Origin of the sequence: Oxynema aestuarii AP17, from assembly GCF_012295525.1 — a bacterium.
In the GTDB taxonomy this organism is placed as follows: Bacteria; Cyanobacteriota; Cyanobacteriia; order Cyanobacteriales; family Laspinemataceae; genus Oxynema; species Oxynema aestuarii.
In genome coordinates, this window is the sequence record NZ_CP051167.1 from 2,803,642 (window position 1) to 2,823,316 (window position 19,675).

At 51.8% G+C, this 19,675-nt stretch carries 22 protein-coding genes; 13 read left to right on the forward strand and 9 right to left on the reverse strand.

Annotation, left to right across the window (positions count from 1 at the left end; all coding sequences use genetic code 11):
* Positions 1-15: 15 nt before the first annotated feature.
* From rpmH to HCG48_RS11550, 9 genes are all read left to right on the forward strand, one after another.
* Positions 16-153 (forward strand): 50S ribosomal protein L34, encoded by a 138-nt coding sequence (gene rpmH, locus HCG48_RS11510; RefSeq protein WP_168569279.1) that lies wholly within the window; start codon positions 16-18, stop codon positions 151-153.
* A gap of 161 nt (positions 154-314) precedes the next feature.
* Positions 315-761: a ribonuclease P protein component gene (gene rnpA, locus HCG48_RS11515; protein WP_168571851.1), complete on the forward strand. Its 447-nt coding sequence runs from the start codon at positions 315-317 to the stop codon at positions 759-761.
* Positions 748-1,143 carry a PH domain-containing protein gene (locus tag HCG48_RS11520; RefSeq protein ID WP_168569280.1) on the forward strand — a complete coding sequence of 132 codons (396 nt, stop codon included), beginning with the start codon at positions 748-750 and terminating at the stop codon, positions 1,141-1,143. The genes rnpA and HCG48_RS11520 overlap by 14 nt, the downstream gene beginning before the upstream one ends.
* A gap of 809 nt (positions 1,144-1,952) precedes the next feature.
* Entirely contained in the window at positions 1,953-3,125 is a 1,173-nt protein-coding gene (yidC, locus tag HCG48_RS11525) for a membrane protein insertase YidC (protein WP_168569281.1), read from the forward strand.
* A 17-nt stretch (positions 3,126-3,142) separates the two neighbouring features.
* A complete protein-coding gene (locus HCG48_RS11530; RefSeq protein WP_168569282.1) occupies positions 3,143-3,616 on the forward strand; it encodes a Jag family protein in 474 nt (157 codons plus the stop codon).
* A gap of 92 nt (positions 3,617-3,708) precedes the next feature.
* A complete protein-coding gene (locus HCG48_RS11535) occupies positions 3,709-4,221 on the forward strand; it encodes a YceD family protein (RefSeq protein ID WP_168569283.1) in 513 nt (170 codons plus the stop codon).
* Positions 4,222-4,316: 95 nt separating this feature from the next.
* On the forward strand, positions 4,317-5,849 hold the full coding sequence (locus tag HCG48_RS11540; protein ID WP_168569284.1) for a Ycf46 family AAA ATPase: 1,533 nt from the start codon (positions 4,317-4,319) through the stop codon (positions 5,847-5,849).
* Positions 5,846-6,298, forward strand: a complete 453-nt coding sequence (locus HCG48_RS11545; protein WP_168569285.1) for an SH3 domain-containing protein — start codon at positions 5,846-5,848, stop codon at positions 6,296-6,298. The genes HCG48_RS11540 and HCG48_RS11545 overlap by 4 nt, the downstream gene beginning before the upstream one ends.
* 223 nt (positions 6,299-6,521) lie before the next feature.
* The gene (locus HCG48_RS11550; RefSeq protein ID WP_168569286.1) at positions 6,522-6,692 is read left to right on the forward strand and encodes a hypothetical protein; all 171 of its coding nucleotides are present in this window, start codon (positions 6,522-6,524) and stop codon (positions 6,690-6,692) included.
* Positions 6,693-6,727: 35 nt separating this feature from the next.
* Here HCG48_RS11550 and psb28 read toward each other — a convergent pair whose 3' ends face one another.
* The 3 genes from psb28 to HCG48_RS11565 form a co-directional block, all read right to left on the reverse strand.
* Positions 6,728-7,081: a photosystem II reaction center protein Psb28 gene (psb28, locus tag HCG48_RS11555; protein WP_168569287.1), complete on the reverse strand. Its 354-nt coding sequence runs from the start codon at positions 7,079-7,081 to the stop codon at positions 6,728-6,730.
* Between the two features lie 448 nt (positions 7,082-7,529).
* A complete protein-coding gene (locus HCG48_RS11560; protein ID WP_168569288.1) occupies positions 7,530-7,730 on the reverse strand; it encodes a hypothetical protein in 201 nt (66 codons plus the stop codon).
* Between the two features lie 194 nt (positions 7,731-7,924).
* Positions 7,925-9,103 carry a retropepsin-like aspartic protease gene (locus tag HCG48_RS11565; protein WP_168569289.1) on the reverse strand — a complete coding sequence of 393 codons (1,179 nt, stop codon included), beginning with the start codon at positions 9,101-9,103 and terminating at the stop codon, positions 7,925-7,927.
* A gap of 281 nt (positions 9,104-9,384) precedes the next feature.
* On the opposite strand from HCG48_RS11565, the gene HCG48_RS11570 reads away from it, so the two are divergent.
* Both HCG48_RS11570 and rpmF read left to right on the forward strand, forming a co-directional pair.
* Positions 9,385-10,227 carry an Npun_R2479 family HD domain-containing metalloprotein gene (locus HCG48_RS11570; RefSeq protein ID WP_168571852.1) on the forward strand — a complete coding sequence of 281 codons (843 nt, stop codon included), beginning with the start codon at positions 9,385-9,387 and terminating at the stop codon, positions 10,225-10,227.
* A 95-nt stretch (positions 10,228-10,322) separates the two neighbouring features.
* Complete coding sequence (gene rpmF / locus HCG48_RS11575) at positions 10,323-10,499, forward strand: 50S ribosomal protein L32 (RefSeq protein ID WP_168569290.1); 177 nt, start codon at positions 10,323-10,325, stop codon at positions 10,497-10,499.
* Positions 10,500-10,557: 58 nt separating this feature from the next.
* Here rpmF and queA read toward each other — a convergent pair whose 3' ends face one another.
* Positions 10,558-11,772: a tRNA preQ1(34) S-adenosylmethionine ribosyltransferase-isomerase QueA gene (queA, locus tag HCG48_RS11580; protein WP_246260041.1), complete on the reverse strand. Its 1,215-nt coding sequence runs from the start codon at positions 11,770-11,772 to the stop codon at positions 10,558-10,560.
* 563 nt (positions 11,773-12,335) lie between these two features.
* Between queA and HCG48_RS11585 the strand changes: the two genes are divergently transcribed.
* The gene (locus tag HCG48_RS11585; RefSeq protein ID WP_168571853.1) at positions 12,336-12,725 is read left to right on the forward strand and encodes a hypothetical protein; all 390 of its coding nucleotides are present in this window, start codon (positions 12,336-12,338) and stop codon (positions 12,723-12,725) included.
* A 42-nt stretch (positions 12,726-12,767) separates the two neighbouring features.
* On the opposite strand, the gene HCG48_RS11590 is transcribed toward HCG48_RS11585, so the two are convergent.
* Positions 12,768-13,190 (reverse strand): YraN family protein, encoded by a 423-nt coding sequence (locus tag HCG48_RS11590; RefSeq protein ID WP_168569292.1) that lies wholly within the window; start codon positions 13,188-13,190, stop codon positions 12,768-12,770.
* 167 nt (positions 13,191-13,357) lie between these two features.
* On the opposite strand from HCG48_RS11590, the gene HCG48_RS11595 reads away from it, so the two are divergent.
* A complete protein-coding gene (locus tag HCG48_RS11595) occupies positions 13,358-13,888 on the forward strand; it encodes a pentapeptide repeat-containing protein (RefSeq protein WP_168569293.1) in 531 nt (176 codons plus the stop codon).
* 155 nt (positions 13,889-14,043) lie between these two features.
* Here the strand turns inward: HCG48_RS11595 and dnaG are convergent, their stop codons facing one another.
* The 4 genes from dnaG to hpsN all read right to left on the reverse strand — a co-directional run bounded on the left by dnaG (position 14,044) and on the right by hpsN (position 19,656).
* Positions 14,044-16,059, reverse strand: a complete 2,016-nt coding sequence (dnaG, locus tag HCG48_RS11600) for a DNA primase (protein WP_168569294.1) — start codon at positions 16,057-16,059, stop codon at positions 14,044-14,046.
* Positions 16,060-16,160: 101 nt separating this feature from the next.
* A complete protein-coding gene (gene hpsP / locus HCG48_RS11605) occupies positions 16,161-17,336 on the reverse strand; it encodes a hormogonium polysaccharide biosynthesis glycosyltransferase HpsP (RefSeq protein WP_168569295.1) in 1,176 nt (391 codons plus the stop codon).
* 71 nt (positions 17,337-17,407) lie between these two features.
* Entirely contained in the window at positions 17,408-18,580 is a 1,173-nt protein-coding gene (gene hpsO, locus HCG48_RS11610) for a hormogonium polysaccharide biosynthesis glycosyltransferase HpsO (RefSeq protein WP_168569296.1), read from the reverse strand.
* 77 nt (positions 18,581-18,657) lie between these two features.
* Complete coding sequence (gene hpsN / locus HCG48_RS11615) at positions 18,658-19,656, reverse strand: hormogonium polysaccharide biosynthesis glycosyltransferase HpsN (RefSeq protein WP_168569297.1); 999 nt, start codon at positions 19,654-19,656, stop codon at positions 18,658-18,660.
* Positions 19,657-19,675 lie beyond the last annotated feature (19 nt).

Consider the following 19,675-nt stretch of genomic DNA (forward strand, 5'->3'; position numbering starts at 1 on the left):
GTGGAGTAAAGCTTTATGACTCAGCGTACATTACACGGCACTTCCCGCAAAAGAAAAAGAGTATCGGGCTTTAGAGTGCGGATGCGGACCAAAAATGGCCAAAAAACGATCGCCGCTCGCCGCAAAAAAGGGCGGCATCGTTTGTCAGTTTAAGCAACCTTTCCCGGATGCGAACTGCGGCGAGTCGTCGGTAAGGGGCGACGGTCACCTGAGTGGGGCGCCACGATCGCTCCAGTCGCCGCGATCGCCGAATCAGTCCGTCGAACCGAGGCGACATCGAAATCGAGAGCGAGCCACAGACCCACAAGAATGCCGTGTTGCCTAAAGTGCATCGACTCAAGCACCGTCATGATTTTAGTGCCGTCTATCGAGGGGGCTTGCGCCGTCAGTCCAAGCATTTGAGCGTGAGGGCGAAGCGCAGAAAACCCAGCTCGCTCCACGTTCGTCTGTCGGACAATCGAAAAGCTCGACAGCGACGAGGTGACAACCCGTCAGTCCCTTCGCCGGAAGAGAGTTCGCCCAAGTTACCGACGCGCATGGGAATTTCCATCAGCCAGAAAGTGAGCAAACAAGCGGTGATTCGCAATCGGATCAAGCGTCAGTTGCGCGGGGCCTGTCGGGAGCTTCTGCCCCGCATAGCGCCGGGTTGGGATGTGGTCATCGTCGTGCGCCCCCAGGGGCGCGAGTGCAATTATCGCCAACTTCTGCAAGAATTAGAGCAGTTGTTGGCACAAGCAGAGGTACTCAATGGGCATCCGTGAAGATATTTATCTCGAAAGCGGACCGCATCCTGGCGATTTGATCTTGAACCTACTTTTCGGGTTGACAATCGTCGGGTTGCCCCTGACCATTGGGGCGATCGTTCGGGCATTGTGGTTGCGCTACCGGATTACCAATCGCCGAATTACCGTCACGGGAGGTTGGTTGGGACGCGATCGCACCGACATCGTTTATTCGGAAATTGTCAAAATCGTGACCGTTCCTCGCGGCTTCGGCTTGTGGGGCGATATGGTGGTTACGATCTCGGACGGCTCCCGCCTCGAATTGCGAGCGATCCCCAAATTTCGCGAGGTTTATGCCTACATCACCGACAAACTTTCTGCAAAAGCCAAACAAGCGAGTGGAGCCTTGGGCAGTCGTTAACGTCAAGTCAGCACCCCGCTCTAAAGAGAAGGGGCTTCGTGCCTCTCCTTTAGTAGGAGCGTTTCGCGAAACGCCTTTAGTAGGGGCGTTTCGCGAAACGCCCCTACCCAGCCTAAGCCCTTTGAAGGCTACGTTATGGTTAAGCGTTAAAGATCCTAGCTGGGGATACGTCGCCAGTCCCCTGCTCTAGAACCAAGCCGTTAAACCGTCTTCCGATGGGTAAGACAGTGCGGTTTGGAAAGTACGGACCGATAACATTGGCGAGGCGCTATGACGCCGTGCACTTTAGGCGACTCCGGCTAACAGGAGCGAGGGAAAAGTGTACCTCTTTTCCCTCCCCCACGAGGAAACGGCGGTTAAAACCGCCCGTGTCGTTTTTCCTCCCTGGGCTAAAGCGACAGGGCTTCCAAACAAGAGCGAAGATTTTCGTGAGGCACAACTCCTCCATTCCTTGCTAAAATTGCGCTTGAGGTACAGGTAAATCACCTCGTTAAAAACCTGGCATCGGAAGATGAGTACCTTGAAAATTGAAGTTTGTCGGTTCCACACGGAAAATAGCTCGTGTGGGTAAAAGCTTCAAGCGTCAAGTCCGCAGACTTAAAATTTTTGAACTCTACTGTACGGTCCGGCAAACCGAAACAGGTTCCCTCAAATGGGGACGAACGCTTGGGGAGATGAGAATCTCTGAACATTTTGCTTCCCGGTTGAATGTGTCAGTCTTGTCGTCGAACCAAGAATCCCACTACCTTTAGGCGTGGGACTGTCAAAGTCGAACAACTTTCTACAGCGCGCAGGTTGATATAGAGCGAATGGACTTTGGAGTCGGGTTTCTTTCCAACAACGTGATGTTGCCGATCCTGGATTTTTTCTACGGGATCGTGCCGAGTTACGGTCTGGCGATCGTCGCCCTGACCCTCGTGATTCGCTTTGCACTCTACCCTTTGAGTGCGAAGTCAATCCGGAGTATGCGTCGGATGCGAGTCACCCAACCCGTGATGCAAAAACGGGTCAAAGAAATACAAGAACGTTATAAAGAAGATCCTGCCAAGCAGCAGGAAGAAATGCAAAAGGTCTACAAAGAATTCGGAAATCCGCTTTCCGGATGCTTGCCAGTCCTCTTGCAAATGCCAGTGTTGTTTGCTTTATTTGCAACCTTAAGAGGATCGCCGTTTTCCGATATCAATTACTCTCTTAATATCGAGATTTTCCCGCGCGAACAAATCGAACGCATTCAACCCCAGGCATTCGCCACCAATCCCCAAAATATCTACATTGCCGATGGGGTTCATGCCAAAATTGCGGCCTTGTTGCCCGGAGGTACCAAACTCGCGGTTGGGGAAAAAACCAAAATTGAGTTTCAAACCGTAGAAGGCAAGCCCTTACAAGAACTCACCACACAATATCCGGACACCGATCTCAAACCCTCCTGGCAAGTCGTCAAAGGAGAAGATCGAGTCAAAATCAACCCCGACGGGACGATCGAAGCACTCCAACCCGGAGAAGTGACCGTGCAAGGGGTGATTCCCGGTTTGGCCGCCAATAAAGGCTTTTTGTTTATCAAAGCCCTCGGTCGCGTGGGTGCAGTTGCCGACGACGGCACGATCCACTGGGATATTTTGAGCATGGTTCTGTTTTTCGGCATCACGTTGTACGTGAACCAACTGCTCTCCGGTCAAAACTCGGCGCCGACGGATAATCCCCAACAGGCGACGGTCAACAAATTGACTCCGGTGTTGTTTTCCGGGATGTTTTTATTCTTCCCCTTGCCCGCCGGGGTGTTGATGTACATGGCGATCGCCAACATCTTCCAAACCCTGCAAACCTTCATCTTGTCGCGCGAACCGCTTCCGGAAAACCTCCAGAAGTTAGTCGAAGCTCAAGAAAAAGCCAGTGGCGGCGGCAAAGGTCGTGAATCCCTGCCTTTTGAGTCCTCGGGTCGCTCGAAGAAAGAATCGAAAGAATCGGGTAAATCTAAGAAATAAAGCCGGATAGATAACCCATGAACGACACTCAGATGCAACGCGGTCGCCAGTGGTTGGAACAACTGTTGCGCTTGGCTAATTTGCCTCAAGGGGTCGAAGCCCGTCAGGACGTCGATTGTTACTGGTTGAATGTCGATCGAGATCGCCTCAGCGCCGAACAAATCGAACTTCTCATCGGCGCCAACGGCGAAACGATCGACGCCATCCAATATCTCGCCAATACTACCCTCAATCTCGGTCGGCCCTCGGAAGAACAAGCCGCCTATACGATCGAGTTAGACGGTTACCGCCAACGGCGCCAACAAGAATTGCAAACTTTGGCCGAACAAGCGGCGCAAGCAGTTCGCGAAAGTGGCGAAGAGTTTGAAATGCAACCGTTGTCCTCCGCCGAACGGCGACAAGTCCACAATTTGTTAAAGGAATATGCCGATTTAAAAACCTACTCCCGGGGAGAAGAACCGAATCGGCGCCTCGTCGTTTGCCCTCGTTAAGCGATGGTTCGATCCTGGAGGGAACGGGGTTCGCCTCCCGCCCCCGGTTCAGATGCTTGCCACCCCAGACGCCCGAGGAGAGAGCGATCGCGATGGAACCTATCTACATTCCCTTACTCACTAAAGCTCCCGATCGAACCGAAGTCATCCCGTTCGAGCAGTTTATTCTCGATTTGCAAACCTTGCTCCCCGTTCGCGGTCGGGTGCGGGTGCAGCATCGCGGCAATTACTTAGACGTAAGCGGACAGGCGGAAGCGATCGTCACTTTGACCTGTCATCGCTGTTTGCAACAGTACAATCACCGTCTCAAAGTCGAGTGTTCGGAAATTATTTGGCTCGACGAAGGGGGCGATCGCGGCGCCAACGGCGCGCTCGAACGAGAAACCGACTTGGAAGATCTCGTCGAAACCCTCTCCTCAGAAGGCTATTTCGACCCTCAAGAGTGGATTTACGAGCAGTTATGTTTGGAAATTCCCTTGAGACAACTGTGCGATGAGGGATGTCAGGGGATTGCGGTGAACTCCGAATCCGAACCGATCCCCTCGCCACCGACCGATCGCCGATGGGCCGCCCTCGAAGAACTCAAAAAACAACTGCCGAGTTAGTTCGACGGGATCGCCTCCGATTTCAACGCCCCTCAACCCCTCGGTGGAACGGGGCGATCGCCGCTCAATCTGGTCGCTCAATCTGATAGAAATTCATGAGTTTCGCGGAAGAATTTGAATTGCTCCTACGCGCGCGCTATCCGGCGATTTACATCGCCACGCGCGAAGAAGAACGCCTCGAAAACGCGATCGCCCAATGCGCCCGCCGTCAGGGGAATCGAGCCGTTTATATCTGGGATTTTGTCGAAGGGTACCAAGGCAATCCCAACGATACGGGCTTCGGACGACGCAATCCCCTGCAAGCCCTCGAATTTGTGGAAAAACTCCCCGCTTCGGCTCCCGCGATCTTCATCCTGCGAGATTTCCACCGCTTCCTAGACGATATTGCCATTTCGCGCAAACTTCGCAATCTGGCCAAATTACTCAAATCCCAACCGAAAAATTTGGTCTTGGTCTCTTCTCAACTCGCCGTTCCCGAAGACCTCAGCGAAGTGCTGACCGTTTTGGACTTTCCCTTACCCGTCGCTTCAGAAATCCGGGAAGAAGTCGAACGGCTGCTGAGCGCCACGGGAAGCGCCCCGGAGAGCAAATTTCTCGACGAAGTGGTGCGCTGCTGCCAAGGCTTGTCTACCGAGCGCATTCGGCGGGTGCTGGCGAAGGCGATCGCCACCCACGGTCAACTCGAACCGGACGACCTCGAACTGATCCTCGAAGAAAAACGCACGATCATCCGCCAGACCCAAATCCTGGAATTCTACCCCGCTACCGAGCGCATTTCCGATATCGGCGGTCTCGACAATCTCAAAGACTGGCTGCTGCGTCGCGGTGGGGCATTTTCCGATCGCGCCCGTCAGTACGGCTTGCCTCACCCGCGCGGCTTGCTCCTCGTCGGGATCCAAGGCACCGGAAAATCCCTCACCGCTAAGGCGATCGCCCACCACTGGCACCTGCCCCTCCTCCGTCTCGATGTCGGACGCCTGTTCGGCGGCTTGGTCGGCGAGTCGGAATCGCGCACCCGCCAAATGATTCAAGTGGCCGAAGCCCTGGCGCCGTGCGTCCTCTGGATCGACGAAATCGATAAAGCCTTCTCCGGTTTCGACAGCAAGGGAGACGGCGGCACCACCAGCCGAGTTTTCGGCACCTTTATCACCTGGCTCGCCGAAAAAACCTCCCCGGTGTTCGTCGTTGCCACGGCCAACAACATCGGCTCCCTGCCGCCGGAAATGCTCCGCAAAGGTCGATTTGACGAGATCTTCTTCGTCGGTCTGCCCGACCAAGAGGAGCGCCAAGCGATTTTTGAGGTTCACCTCTCCCGATTGCGTCCCCACAATCCGAACAACTATGATATAGAACGACTGGCTTACGAAACCCCGGATTTTTCGGGGGCCGAAATCGAACAGTCTCTGATCGAAGCGATGCATATCGGCTTCAGCCAAAATCGGGACTTTACCACCGATGATATTTTGGAAGCCGCCAGTCAAATCGTCCCTCTGGCGCGCACGGCTCAAGAACAAATCCAGTTTTTGAAAGATTGGGCGGCGGCAGGCAAAGCTCGCCTCGCTTCTCGATCTACTCCCTTGAGGAGTCGGATGCAACGTCAACTGCACAAGCCCGAATCCGATTTATGAGTCTTTCTGGTGTCCTCAAGTTTATCCTCGGCTTTTTCTTGGCGATCGTCATTCTCGCCGGGGGCAGTGTGGCGGCAGCTCTCTATTTCGTCACCAAGTTAACCGCCCTTCCCGAACGACCGACCTTTGCCAACGATACTCCGGCGGTCGAAACCACGGAAGGGGCCGGAAGTGGCGGCTCTCAACAGAGCCAACCCGCCAGTACGGCGTCGAACTCCCAGACCCGCCAGCTCGAACCCGGCGCCTACTTGGCGCGGGTGACCTGGCCCGACGGCCTGATTTTGCGCGATCGCCCCAGCTACGATGCCAACTCGATCGGCGGGATCGAGTTCAACCGCACGATTGTCGTGGTCGAATCCACCGACGATAAAGAATGGGAAAAAATTCGCGTCGAAGGGGGCAATCAAGTCGGCTGGGTCAAAGGCGGCAATACGGAACCGATGAACTAATTCACGGGCGCCCGACTTCCCGGCGCACCCCCTTGGCCTTGGCCGTTTCCGATCGAGCGCTTGCCAAGGGGTTGTTTAATGCCGTTCGCGCCGGGGCAATGTTAAGAAAATTAGCAAAACTTGAATATAAATTTCAAAATGAGCCGTCCCTATTTTGTAAGCGGAAAGGAGGTGCTAGGGTAACTCCATTCCCAAACAACCATCGGCTTTTTCAATTTTGAATATGTACGACAAAAACTCGAATAAAGATTGGGCGACAGCCGCCGTTACCGCCGCATTAGGAGCGGGGGTCGTCACTTCTTTTGCGGTCGGCCAAGGGCAAGATCCCCTCGTGGCCTTGGGGATTACCGGATTTGCCGTCGTGGCTGCGTTGATCTGCGATGCACTGCTCTAATCCTTTCGAGTCCGCGATCGCCCCGTAATCGACATCTAAACATTCGGCTCGCTAAACTCGAAACCGTGGACGTCGGCATAGCGATGGAAGAAGCGCATCACCCGTTCCCAAGCTTCCGAATGCACGTCAAACGAGCATTCAGCTTGCGATAAGGTATCGTCATCGACAAAGGTAAACTTGATCCCGTTGGGACTGACTTGGATTTCTCCTTCTTCGTCGCGCAAAAATAACTTATCCACTTGATTGACGAAACTGCGTCCTTTTTCGATCGCCGCTACCCGCTCGAAAAATAAGACCACCATCTTCGTCCCCGTGTCGCGACGTTTTCGCAAACTAATGCCGCTAATCTCTTCATCTAATCCTTGAATAAATTGAACGGAAACGCTCATTTTCTTAGACCTATTATCTTGCTTTTTCTCAAGCTTATCACTTTCGAGTGGCGGGCGATCGCCTTCCAAAAAGCTCGCGATCGAAGCTCACATCAAACATGATGTTTTGTTAAATCTTTTAATAAAATGTTACTTGTTAATTAATTTTTAAAGACGGTCGCCGTCCATCGAGCGGCTGACATCTCGCGCGGGGAAAAAGTGCGGGCATGGCAGTCGAGCTTGGCCCTGCGGGGGATCGGTCGAAGGGAGGATCGCCCTCGCGTGCCACCATCGAGCCATAATGTAGGCAAATTCAGGCAGGCGAATATCAAGGATGCTTTTTTACAAAATCTATCTTATCTGCGTTCGCGGCACCCCTATGATACGACTGACTTCAAGCTCAAAAGTCGCTGTTTTAAATCTATTTTTTTGCGTTAATCGTTCAAGAAATTAAACCGATCGCCCCCTTTCATTCCACCATTTGCAACCACCCTCGACGCACGTTGTAAAGAATACGATCCACAATCGCTTTCTCGTCTTCGCTGAGACATTCTTTTAATAAAGCAGCCCTGAGTTGCTGGCGGTCCGTAGGCGTCACCACGTTAGAAAACATGATCTGACCGTACAGTTCTTCTAAGGGAATTTGAGGCATATAAGATGAAAGTTGCATTTTCGTTATCAAGAGATTGTTTTCTACTGCGATCCTATCCTATTCATTCTGATTTATAGCCAACATGATTGCTGTGATTTGTACTTAAAAAAAGGGGCGATCGTTCGGGGGAGTTGAGGCGATCGCCGTCACAACTTCAACCGATCCCAATCCTTGACATTTGCCGAACGGCGAGGGAGCGATCCCCGGGGCACCTAGGGCGCGGTCGCCGGGGAGAGAATCAACGTTCCCCGATCCGGGAAGCCGAGAGCATTGGGGGGATCGAAGCGCCAGTGTTGCTTGTAGTGGAGCAGAAAATTTTGACCGAGGATCCCGTCGATGCCGAGGAAATCGAGAACCCCTTTTTGCAGAATCACCGCATCGAGTCGATCGCGCTGGCGATCGGCGAGACGGACGCGCTCCAAGGTCGTCAGGGCTGCAGTTTCCAGACCGCAAAACCCTACAACCTCCTGAGTCGGTAAATCAGTCGTGTCCAGAGACAGGCGATCGGCTAAATCTTGAGAAATTGCCGTAACTTCCGCCCCCGTATCGAGCAGAAACGTAAACGGACCGCGATCGCCGAGATAGACTTGGGCGGTCATCACCCCCATTTTTCCTTCGAGGGGGATCGCATCGACAGGGGCCGGGGATCGCGGCAACAGTTGCAGTTCCAAGCGCCCCGGATCGACGATCGCATCAAACCCACTCAAAAAATCCAAACCGAGAACCCCAGAGAGCTGTTGGGGAATCGTCGTTTGGGGCAATCCCATCCCGGTCATCCCCTCCACCGTGGCCCGGTCGATACTGACGTGAGGAAATTGCATCAGGGTCGCATCGACCTCAGAACAGTCTTCGCCGACGACCATGTAGGCGAACAAGTCGTTAGGAATCGGGGTACCCGCGAGCCCCAATGGTGCCGCTATCGAGTGAGCGAGCAAGGAATTCGAGGCGCCCGTATCCAGGAGAAAGGGATAAGTCCGATCGCCCAAAGTCACGGGAACGGTCCACAAGAAGCGATCTTCTATAGGATTTAACGGCACCTTCGCTTGACCGCGAACCACTCGTGCGGGCAAGCTACCCCCAGTGAACTCCAACAGTGCTAACATTCGTTCGTTGGCATCCGATCGCAACGTGCCGTCGGGGCCGAGGATGACCACCTCAAAAACACACTGCATCGAGAGGGTTTCCAAATCCTGGCGATCGGCTTGGGGGACTGCTTCCAGACTGGTAGAGACACATTCCGCCAATTCGCCGAGAATCTCTAGGCCCGAATCGGAAGAATTAGGGGGTGAACTCGGCGGAGTTTGGGCAAAAATGGGGAGAGAAAACACGGCGATCGCCAACAATTCGGAGGCGATCGCCAAGGGAGTAGCCATCGAGGAAATGAGTTTCATATCGATTGGGGGAAGAACAGAAACAGATAGATCGGTTGCCGCCTCGCGATCCCGAGAGCAAAACCCGCGAGCATCACAAGAGCAGCTACACCGAAGTTGACACGATCGCTGTCGTCGTCATCGGCGATCGATTCAATTCAATCAACGATTCAATGATGAAAGCTTATCCGACGGCGGGGGTTCGCGCTGACGCATAATTAATGAGAACAGATCGAACCAACTCGCGATCCACTGGGGAAATTCACCTTGAAACCTGCCCACCCATAGCCATGACACCACCGATGTTTTTTAATGCGATAGAAATTGTCATTGATGATTTCGTCCGCGAACTGAAAGAAGGTTACTCGCGCACTTACGGGGGATTAAAACCCGACTATGCCGATATTATTGGCTGGGCGGGAAATATGGCGTTAGAAAATTTAGCCAATTGCGATGCCTTATATCACAATCTCGAACATACGATTTTAGTCACCTTAGTCGGCCAAGAAATATTACGGGGCAAGCACATTCGCGAGGGGGGCGTTTCCTGCGAAGATTGGCTGCATTTTATTATTTCTCTGGTCTGTCACGATATTGGCTACGTCAAAGGGGTCTGTCGGGGCGATCGCGACGGACGCCACGCCACCGGACGCAACGGGGAAACCGTCGTCTTACCCGAGGGATCGACGGCGGCGAGTTTGACGCCGTATCGGGTCGATCGCGCCAAACTGTTCATTCAAGAGCGCTTTGGCTATCACAAGCTCATCGATGCCAAACAAATCGAAAATAATATCGAGCTGACCCGCTTTCCGATTTCGGCGCGGGACAATCCCCCGGATACGTCGAGTTACGCCGCCTTGGTTCGCGCTGCGGTGCCGATCGGCCAGTTGAGCGACCCGCGCTATCTGAAAAAAATTAGTGCCTTATTCTATGAATTTGAAGAAATCGGCATGAATCAGCAACTGGGATATCGCACTCCCGGGGATTTACGCGCGCACTATACCCAAGCGTATTGGGAACGGGTTTATCCGTTAATTACCGATGCGATGAGTTATTTGTCCTTAACCCAACAAGGACAGCAAATTCTGGCGAACGTCTATGCCAACGTGTTTGTGGTCGAACACCACATCGCCGAGAAAAGCTGAACGGACCCGCGATCGCGCGGCGATCGAAAGATGGGGTACAATTAGGGATCTGTGTCTGAAGGACACTTGTTCACGAGTAAGAGTTAATTACTGTCATGGCGGTTCCAAAGAAGAAAACCTCGAAATCGAAGCGCAATCACCGTAAAGCGACCTGGAAGCGCAAAGCCGCACGCCAAGCGGAAAAAGCCCTGTCTTTAGGGAAGTCGGTGTTGACGGGACGCTCGAAAGGCTTCTCGTACCCGACCGACGATGAAGAAGAAGACGAAGATTAAGCGATCGCGGGCAGTTGGGGTAAGGGGGAACCGACGCCCCTTTATCCCCCAAAAGCCCTCAAAGCGAGTCGATCCGCGCCGACGGTAAGATCAGCATGGCGTCGCCAAAGGAATAAAAGCGATAGCGTGCGGCGATCGCCTCGCGATATAACTCCAACAAGCGAACCCTGCCAATTAAAGCACTGACCAACATCAGCAAGCTCGAACGGGGCAGGTGAAAATTGGTAATCAACCCGTCTACGACGCGCCACTGGTAGCCGGGATAGATAAATAAATTCGTTTGACCGCGTAAGGGCTGCAATTCGCCGGACACTGCCGCGCCTTCGAGCGATCGCACCACCGTAGTCCCCACCGCAATCACCCGACCACCTGCCGCTTTCGTGCGTCGGATCGCCTCCACCGTACTCGCCGGAACCTCCAGGGATTCGGCGTGCATTTGGTGGGCGGTGACATCCTCGACTTCTACGGGACGGAAGGTACCGACGCCGACATTGAGGGTCACGAAGGCCCGTTGAATCCCTTTGGCGTCCAAACGGGCGAACAGTTCTTCGGTAAAGTGGAGTCCGGCAGTGGGCGCCGCGACCGATCCGGGTTGTTCGGCGTAGACGGTTTGATACTGACCGTCTGACGCTTGCGATCCGGTGATGTACGGCGGTAGGGGAATGCGACCGTAAGCGGGTAACAGGTCGAGCAGGTCGCGACCGTCGGGGAGGTCGAATTGCAGGAAACGGCCCCCAGTTTCGGGATGGGTGGCGGTGACGGTCGCGCTGAGGAAGTCGGGGCACTCGAGCGCCGGGGGGGTCGAATCCTGACGGGGAAAGAGGATCTGCACGCCGAGTTTAAAGCGTTTGCCCGGTTTGACCAACGCCAACCAGGTGCGATCGTCGTCGGGTTCGAGAAGTAAGACTTCAACCGGAGCCCCGGTGGATTTGCGACCGTAGAGACGGGCGGGGATCACGCGCGTGTTGTTGAGAACGAGCAGGTCGCCGGGTTGGAGTAAGTCGGGCAAGTCCCGAAACTGGTGATGGGCGTGGTCTTTGGGGGACTCGACGACGAGCAGACGCGAATGGTCTCTAGGGACGACGGGATTTTGGGCGATCCGTTCGGGGGGAAGTTCGTAGTCGTAGGCGGATAAGCTGCGATCCGAATGGGGGTTTGTCGTGGCGGAATCGGGAACTTCACCTCTTCCGTCGCCCTCAATAGGATTGAGTTCGGGAGTGAAGGGGCGATCGCTCGTGGGCGATTGGTGATGCCGAGATTCCATTCGTGCCATCCTCTATCAGAATTGCTCCCACCTAAAAGGGTTTTACAAAGGACACGATCATATCATTGGGGCGATCTCCCAACCAAGCTACAAGGGGCGATCGCAAATTGGGTAACCTTCCCCAGTAACGATCGGAGGTTTACCCATGTCTCTATCCCGAGGAAAGAGGAACAATAGAGATAGGATTGCAGTTTCTCATTATTGACCAATGCGATCCCGAACGGGTTATCAAATCATCACTAACTGAATTGAACTCGCTCGCCAACGCGAACGCCTCTGGGACTCAAGGTGACCGCCTAACGGGCACAAAACCGTCTTACCGTAAAAATTAGTGATTCGTGACTTTAAAAGTAATCGTTAAATTTCGATCGCATCGAGGATGACCTTCGATGCTGGCAGGCGATCGCCATCCTCAATCACTACGGCAATCCGTTCTCTCTATTTTTGCCGGAAGCTGACGAGTGAGTCCACTCAGGTTGACGATTCCAATCTACTCAACGGGGATCGAGGGATGAGAATCAGATCGATGTCAAAACAACAGATAGAATAATGGCTCGGGGAATTTACAAATGATGGACTATCTATATCACCTTTCCAATACCAGTTTGACGTTAAGAGTCGTCGAATATCTCAGAAAGGCGTCCCATTTACCCGTGCGTTTCATCACCGTCATTCACCAACTCGACGGCTGGGTCGTGCGGATTAAAATGAGTCGCTGCCTGACCCCTCAAGAGCATGGGGACTTTCGGGCGTTCATGTCCGAATTAGGCATTGCTTGGTTGCCGAAGATTCGCCTGCAAATGGCCTTGTGGTGCCTCGAAAGCGGACAAACCCCTATCGAAGTCATGCGCCGTTACCAAGTGGCGATCGTCTCTCACGGTCGCCCGGACAGCCAGGAAATTGAGGAATTTCGGGAACAATTTGTTAAAGGACTGGGTTACTGCCCGGAAACTTTAGCCTGACGGGCGATCGCCACCCTTCTTTCCTGTTGATGTAGAATGACTTTACTGCTCGAACGCCGATGGGAGATAGTCGGCGATCGCCAGCGTCGTACCTTCTCGGACGACCAACGCCAGATCGAAACGACAGGGATAATCGGCAAAATCGGGAAACTGACCTAAAAACAAGCCTGCCGCTTTCCAGAGTTTGGCTTGCTTTTTTGGTGTCAGCGCCAGCAATCCCCCCGCATCCCAGCTTCGGCGGTTGCGCGTCTTGACTTCGACAAACGCCAGGGTCGGCGTCGGTAACGTCCCCCCAGTCGGATCGAGCGCAATCACGTCGATCTCCCCCCAGCGACAGCGCCAGCGTCGGTGGAGAATTTGCCATCCTTTAGCGTGCAGGTATCGGGCGATGAGATCTTCCCCAGCCCTACCGGGATCGGCATTGCGAGGGGCGGGAAAATCCCCCGAGGGCGGCGGGTGTGACATCAAATGATTCAGCAGGTTGCACTTACTGGTAAGATTACAACCTAGAGGAAAATGACCGTATTTTGCAAGCTTTATCGAGCCGTTGACTGCAGCGATCGCCCGTCTATTATGGGGCAGATCGGCGGCCTAAGCCATAGTGTTTTTGATTTGAGGTTATATATTTAAGTATGAATTATAAGTCTCGTAGTTCGACCTTAAAGCATTGGTTGAGTTGGGTAGCGTGCCTTCTGTTTTGGGTCGTGGGGATAGGCGCGATCGCCTCAATTAGCGTCGGCCATACTTCCAGTGCGTTCGCCCTCGATTACAACAAAGAAAATCTTGTCGGCATCGATTTTTCCGGTCGCGACTTGACCAGTTCCACCTTTACAAAAGCCAATCTTCGCAATAGCAATCTCAGTCATACGAACTTAAGTGGGGTGAGTTTATTTGCAGCAAATTTGCAAAATGCTAACCTCGAAGGAGCCGACCTGACCTTCGCTACTTTAGACACCGCGCGCCTAAATAATGCGAACCTCACGAATGCCAATTTAGAAGGAGCTTTTGCGTTTAATGCGCTCTTTAATGGGGCGACGATTGACGGAGCCGATTTTACCGACGTTCTTTTACGCGAAGACGCTCATAAACTGTTGTGCGAGTTGGCGACGGGTACCAATCCCGTCACCGGGAGAAAAACGCGCGATACGCTCTATTGCGATTAGTATTTTTAACTGACGTGAGCGAGAATTCCCCCATCTCAACGAACTAGATGGGGGATGAAAGAGAACTTAGAACGAAGTTCGATCTTTTTCTCCTTTAAATGCATCTCTAAATCGATTTTTTTAGCTGCTTTTGCTGACAACGTAACGGGCGATCGCTAAATTTGCAATAAATCGTTGAGGGAAACGTGACGCTGACTGTCGAGTTCTTGAATGCGAGTTTTTTCTTGATAGATTTGTTGTTGATATTCGAGACAGCGATCGGGATACCTATTGTAATCCGTTTCCTGCCAAAGTTTGAGTAAATATCGATATCGCTTTTCGCACATGACGCGCTCGATACAGGCGATCGCCGCCTGAACCATTAACCGAGTATTGAGAATATCGCGTTGGGTCTTTTCATCGAGATAGAACAGATGAGAAACTCCCCCAACTTGATTTTTATGTTGCTGAATTCGATCTTGTAAATCCGAAATTAAACTATTATTCTCTCCTTCAGAAAATGGATTGGCAGAAGGGGACGATCTCCCCTCCAAGCTGCGCTCGATTTCTAAAATTTGCTGCCATAAAAAACGGTGGTGGGAGAGACTAAACCCTAAATCTTTCTCTTCTAAAAAATTGACAATTTCGCGACGATGTTGGGGACAGTGTAAATAAATTCGCAATAACACTAACTCCGCTTCTTCTAATAACTGGCGATCGCCCGGAGTGGGCAACATGAATGAAGCAGATTCAGACCCTTCTACAGGTTCTGACGAATCCGGTTCAGAAAGCAATGGAGGGCGATCGTTCTGGCGTTCGTCTTTGCGTTTTTTCCGCCAAAGTTTGCGGACTTGGGCGCGTAAATTTTGCGCCATCATCGAAATCAGTCGCCCGTCTCCCTGACTGAACAATTCCGCACAGTAAGAAATATAGTGAGTTCGGGTATTACCATCGGAAATTTTAGCCAGTAATTCCACCGTCCGTCCCGCGACTTTTTGGAATTGGTCGGAACGGGATAAATCGTGGGTTGAAACCAGTTGTTCGATTTGCCATTCCAACCACAACGGGGCATTATTTAACAGTTGGCGATAGGGTTCGCAAGACCCGCTACTTTTGAGAAATTCATCCGCATCTTTTCCGTCGGGAATGCTGAGAATTCTCAGTTGAACTTGTCCGCGATAAGCTAAATCCCCGATTTCGCCGATCGCCCGTTCCGCCGCCTTGATCCCCGCCGCATCCGCATCGAAATTGAACACCACTTGTTTCGAGTCGGTATAGCGCAATAACAGGCGTACTTGGTCTACACTGAGGGCAGTTCCCAAGGAAGCCACTGCATTTTCAATTCCGGCGCTGTGGAGGGCGATCGCGTCAAAATAACCCTCGACGACGACGGCTTTATCTTCTTTAGAAATCGCCCCTTTTGCCTTGTCTAAAGCAAATAGGGTTTTTCCTTTATCGAATAGTTCAGTTTCCGGAGAATTGAGATATTTTGGTTGTTCGTCACCCAACGTTCTGCCGCCAAAACCGATAACGCGGCCTTGAATATCGTGGATGGGAATCATCAGGCGATCGCGGAAGCGATCGTAATAGCCACCGCCAGATTTTCGCGGTAAAATTAAACCCGCTTCCTCGACTAATTTAATGCTGTAGCGTTTTTGTTCAACCAAATAACCGTACAAACTTTCCCATCCCGCCGGGGCATATCCCAAGCCGAAGCGATCGATCGTTGCGTCGCTTAATTGGCGTTGCGATCGCAGATAATTGAGGGCAGATTCTCCTTGAGATTGATGTAAAGCATGTTGATAAAAACTAGCGGCGATCGCCAAGATTTCATAAAGCTGTTCTCGTCGCGATAATTGCCGTTGTAACGCTTCTCTTTGTTCCGGTTCTAAGGTTTTAATCGGAACTTGATAGCGACGGGCTAAATCGAGAACGACATCTGCAAACGATCGCTTTCCCAACTCCATGAGAAAGGTAATGGCATTCCCTCCCGCCTGACAGCCAAAGCAGTAATACATCTGCTTGCTGGGACTGACCGTAAAACTCGGGGTTTTTTCGTCGTGAAACGGGCATAAACCCGCAAAATCTTTCCCCTGTTTCTTCAACACGACATGTTCCGATACGACATCGTAAATATCGGCGCGTTGCTTGACTTCCTCAATGGTATCGGGGTGGAGGCGGGGAACGTCCATGAAAGGGATTTAGCAGTTTAGATTATAGAGTTTAGATTTTAGATTAATTATAGCTTAATGAGTAGTGAGGGGATCATTGCCGAACCGATTATGACATTTATTTATGTTTCTAAAATTTTGCGATAAACCTCGATCGTGCGGGTGGCGATCGCATCCCAACTATAATGTGTTTTGGCATAACTTTGACCCTGGGTTCCTCTCGTTTTACATTCAGACAAATTGCTTAACGCACTCTCTAAAGATTCGGTTAAACTGGCAATTTCTCCGTCACACACCCAACCCGCCCCAGCTTCGATAACATCTTCCCAAATATAAACCCCTCGGGAAATACAAACCGCCGTTCCCGCCGCCATTGCTTCGGCTACGGCAATGCCAAAATTCTCGTAATAAGACGGCAAAATAAATAAATCGGCGCTTTGTAATAAAGCCGTTTTAAACTCCCCACTGACAAATCCGGGAATCGTCGTATATTCCGCTAAAGGAGACTGTTGCAATCGGGTTTTAATTTTGGTTTCGTAGGCGGGATCTTGAGGGTTACTCCCCGCTAAAACGAAGTGAAAGGATCGACCGCTATTTAATAAGTTTTCTAGGGCAGGAATGAGTAAATCTAAGCCTTTTTTCGGTTCGATTCGCGAGAGAAATAATAATAACGGGCGATCCGGTGGAATCTGCAACTGTTGGCGGACGGCTGCCTCCGAGAGTTCCGTCGGGGCTAAATTGACGCCTAGCGGCACGATAATATCGGGCGTATTAACGCCAAATTTATTAGAAATTTTTGCTTCTTGCTGGCTTGTAAAGTGGATTGCACTTGCTCCAGCAAGGTTTCCGCGCTCCCACAGGGTGGTGTAAAGCTGTTTGAGAGCTGCTTTTTTGCGTAAATCCGCCGGATCTAACGTGCCGAGGGGACGCAAGATATAGGGTAACTGGCGGCGTCGGGCGATGGTGGCGGCGCCGGAGATGACCGGGGAAAAGAGGGCGTGGAGGTGGGCGAGGTCGAAATCCCGGGCGTGGCGATCGAGCCATCCGAGCAAGTCTAACGAAAATTTGTAGCGACGAAAAGGGGAACAGTTAAAATAGCGAACTTGGTATCCATCCTCGTCTATAGGTCTGTCTAAGGGAACGTCGAGAGGGGGTTGACCGACATCGCCGTTTGCATTGGTGGTCAGGACGGTGACCTCAACCCCGCGACGCGCCAATGCGGCGGACAAACCCCGCACCATTTGACTCGGACCGCCGTAAACGAGGGCGATGGAGGGGATGATTTGCAAGATTTTCATAAAATTTTGGGAAACACTGGAAATACTAGAGGCATTTTGCAGGGGATTGAGGAGAAAATTGGGCGATCGCGTTATTTTTTAATCAGTTCTCGATAAAAACTTAAAAGATGTTTGGCTAAGGCTTCATTGGTGTAGTTTTCCATGGCCCGTTTGTAACCGCGTTTGGCGATTAAGTGGGCGACTTCTGGTTTTTCAATTGGCAGGCGTAAGGAATCGCGTAAAGCTTTGATATCTTTCTCGGGAAATACTAAACCCGCTTCTTCGATCACGTGGGGAATTTCGCCGGAGTTGGAACCGATAACGGGGACTTGACACGCCATTGCTTCGATGAGAACGTGACCGAATTGTTCTTTCCAGCCGACGGCGGTTAAGGTTTGGAATTTATAGCTAGTTTCTGAGGGTAAAACTAAAACATCCATGCTATTAATATAGTCGGGGACGCGATCGTGGGGGACGCTTTCGACTAAAATTAATCGATCTTCGATTTTTAGGTCTTTGGCGGTGGCTAAGAGTTTCTCTTTCATCGGCCCGCGCCCTAATAATAGCAGTTTCCAGTTTTGGGTAGGCAAACAAGCTGCCGCCGAGAGGAGGGTAAATAATCCTTTTTCTTCGACAAAACGACCGACAAACCCGATCGCAAATTCATCGTCGGCGATTTGGAGTTTCCGGCGCAGTTCCGGTTGAGGTTTGGGGCAGAAAAGATCGGGATCGACGCCAAGTTGGGGCATGATTTTAATGGCGCCTCGGTAACCGCGATCGCGCAGAATATCGGCCCCGTCTTGATTGCCGACAATCAATCCGTCGGTATGGCGGAGGTTGTATTCTTCCAGCCAAGAAATGGGCCATTTGAGGGTATAAGGTAAATTCCACCAGGTAAAAAAGCAGTTTTTCGCCTGAAGTCCGAGGAACTGATTGAGGAGAATTAATTGGGTGTAAGCGAGGGCGCGCGATCCTTGTTCGACTTGAATGATATCGGGGCGAAAGTCGCGCAATAATTCGATCAGATCCCAGCCAAAGGTGAGTAATCCTTGGTGATTTTGGCTGAAGTTGGAAACGGGGACGACTTTAAAGGATCCTTCGTCTATAAATTCGCTAATAATGGTTTGGTTTTGAACTCCGCCGGGTCGCCATTTGCGAGGGACGACGACGGTGACTTCGAGATCGGGTTCGAGTTTGGCTAAGGCGCGCAGTTTTTCGCGGTTGAGATCGACGATATAGGTGTGGCTGGCGACTAAAATTTTCATTGCTTTTTCATTGCTTAAAAATATAAAGCTAATAAAATCAGAAATACTATCAACCGCTCATTTGTTCTGAAAAAATACTATTTTTGCCGTTCGATCGCCCGATACAGTTCGTCTTTTTGACTGTAAATTTGGCCGTCATTCCAGCTCGATCGCGCCAGGGTGTTTAAGGCGTTGAAAAAGCCGAGAAAGTAAAACCAACCGCGCACGAGGGTTTTGGTGGGGGAAGGGCTTTTGTTACAAGGGGGATGACCGAGAACGTGACAGTCGAACAGTTTGGCGAAGAAGCGGCTGCATTCGCCGGGGGTGAGGTTTTTTAAGCCCATTAAAAAGTGATTGTGATAAAAGGTGAATTGATATTGGAGCGATCGCGTGCTGATGTCGTGACAGCCTCCGGTTTCTTCGCCTAAATGAACGAGGTGGGCGTCGGGGTCGTACCAAATTTTATATCCAGTTTTTCGCAAGCGCAGACAAAAGTCGGATTCTTCGCGAACGGCACTCCCTTGAAAGCGTTCGTCGAAGTACAAGCCGTGTTTGTCAAAAATGTCGCGGCGAAATGACATGTTGCAGCCGCGAACGGAGAGGACTTGTTGGGCTTTTGTGGTATGAACTAAATCGATATAATACCAAGCGATCCCGGGGTCCATCGCTTCGGGGGGCAGGTCTTCTAAGGTTAAAGTGCCGCCGGAATCGGTGAGTTTCATGCGGTCGAAAACTCGTCCGGCGATCGCCCCAATTTCGGGTTTTTCGAGATAGTTTTTAGCATGAGCTTGTAAGAAGCCGTCGGGGAGTTGGACGTCGTCGTCGAGGAATAAAATCAGCTCGCCTCGGGCGCGGCGGACGGCGTAGTTACGGGCGCCGGGAAGGCTGGCCCAGTTGACACGAAACCAGCGTATTTGTTGGGAATCGGCGAGGTGTTCGAGGTAGGTTTGGGTTTCGCTTCGATGTTCGGCAGTTTGATCGATGACGAGGACTTCAAAATCGGGATAATCTTGTTTGAGAATGTCGGCGAGGCTATCGCGCAAGGCGTCTTCGCGGTTGTAGGTGGGGACGATGACGGAGAGAGAAGGCCAGGTCATAAGAGGTTGAACGGATCGC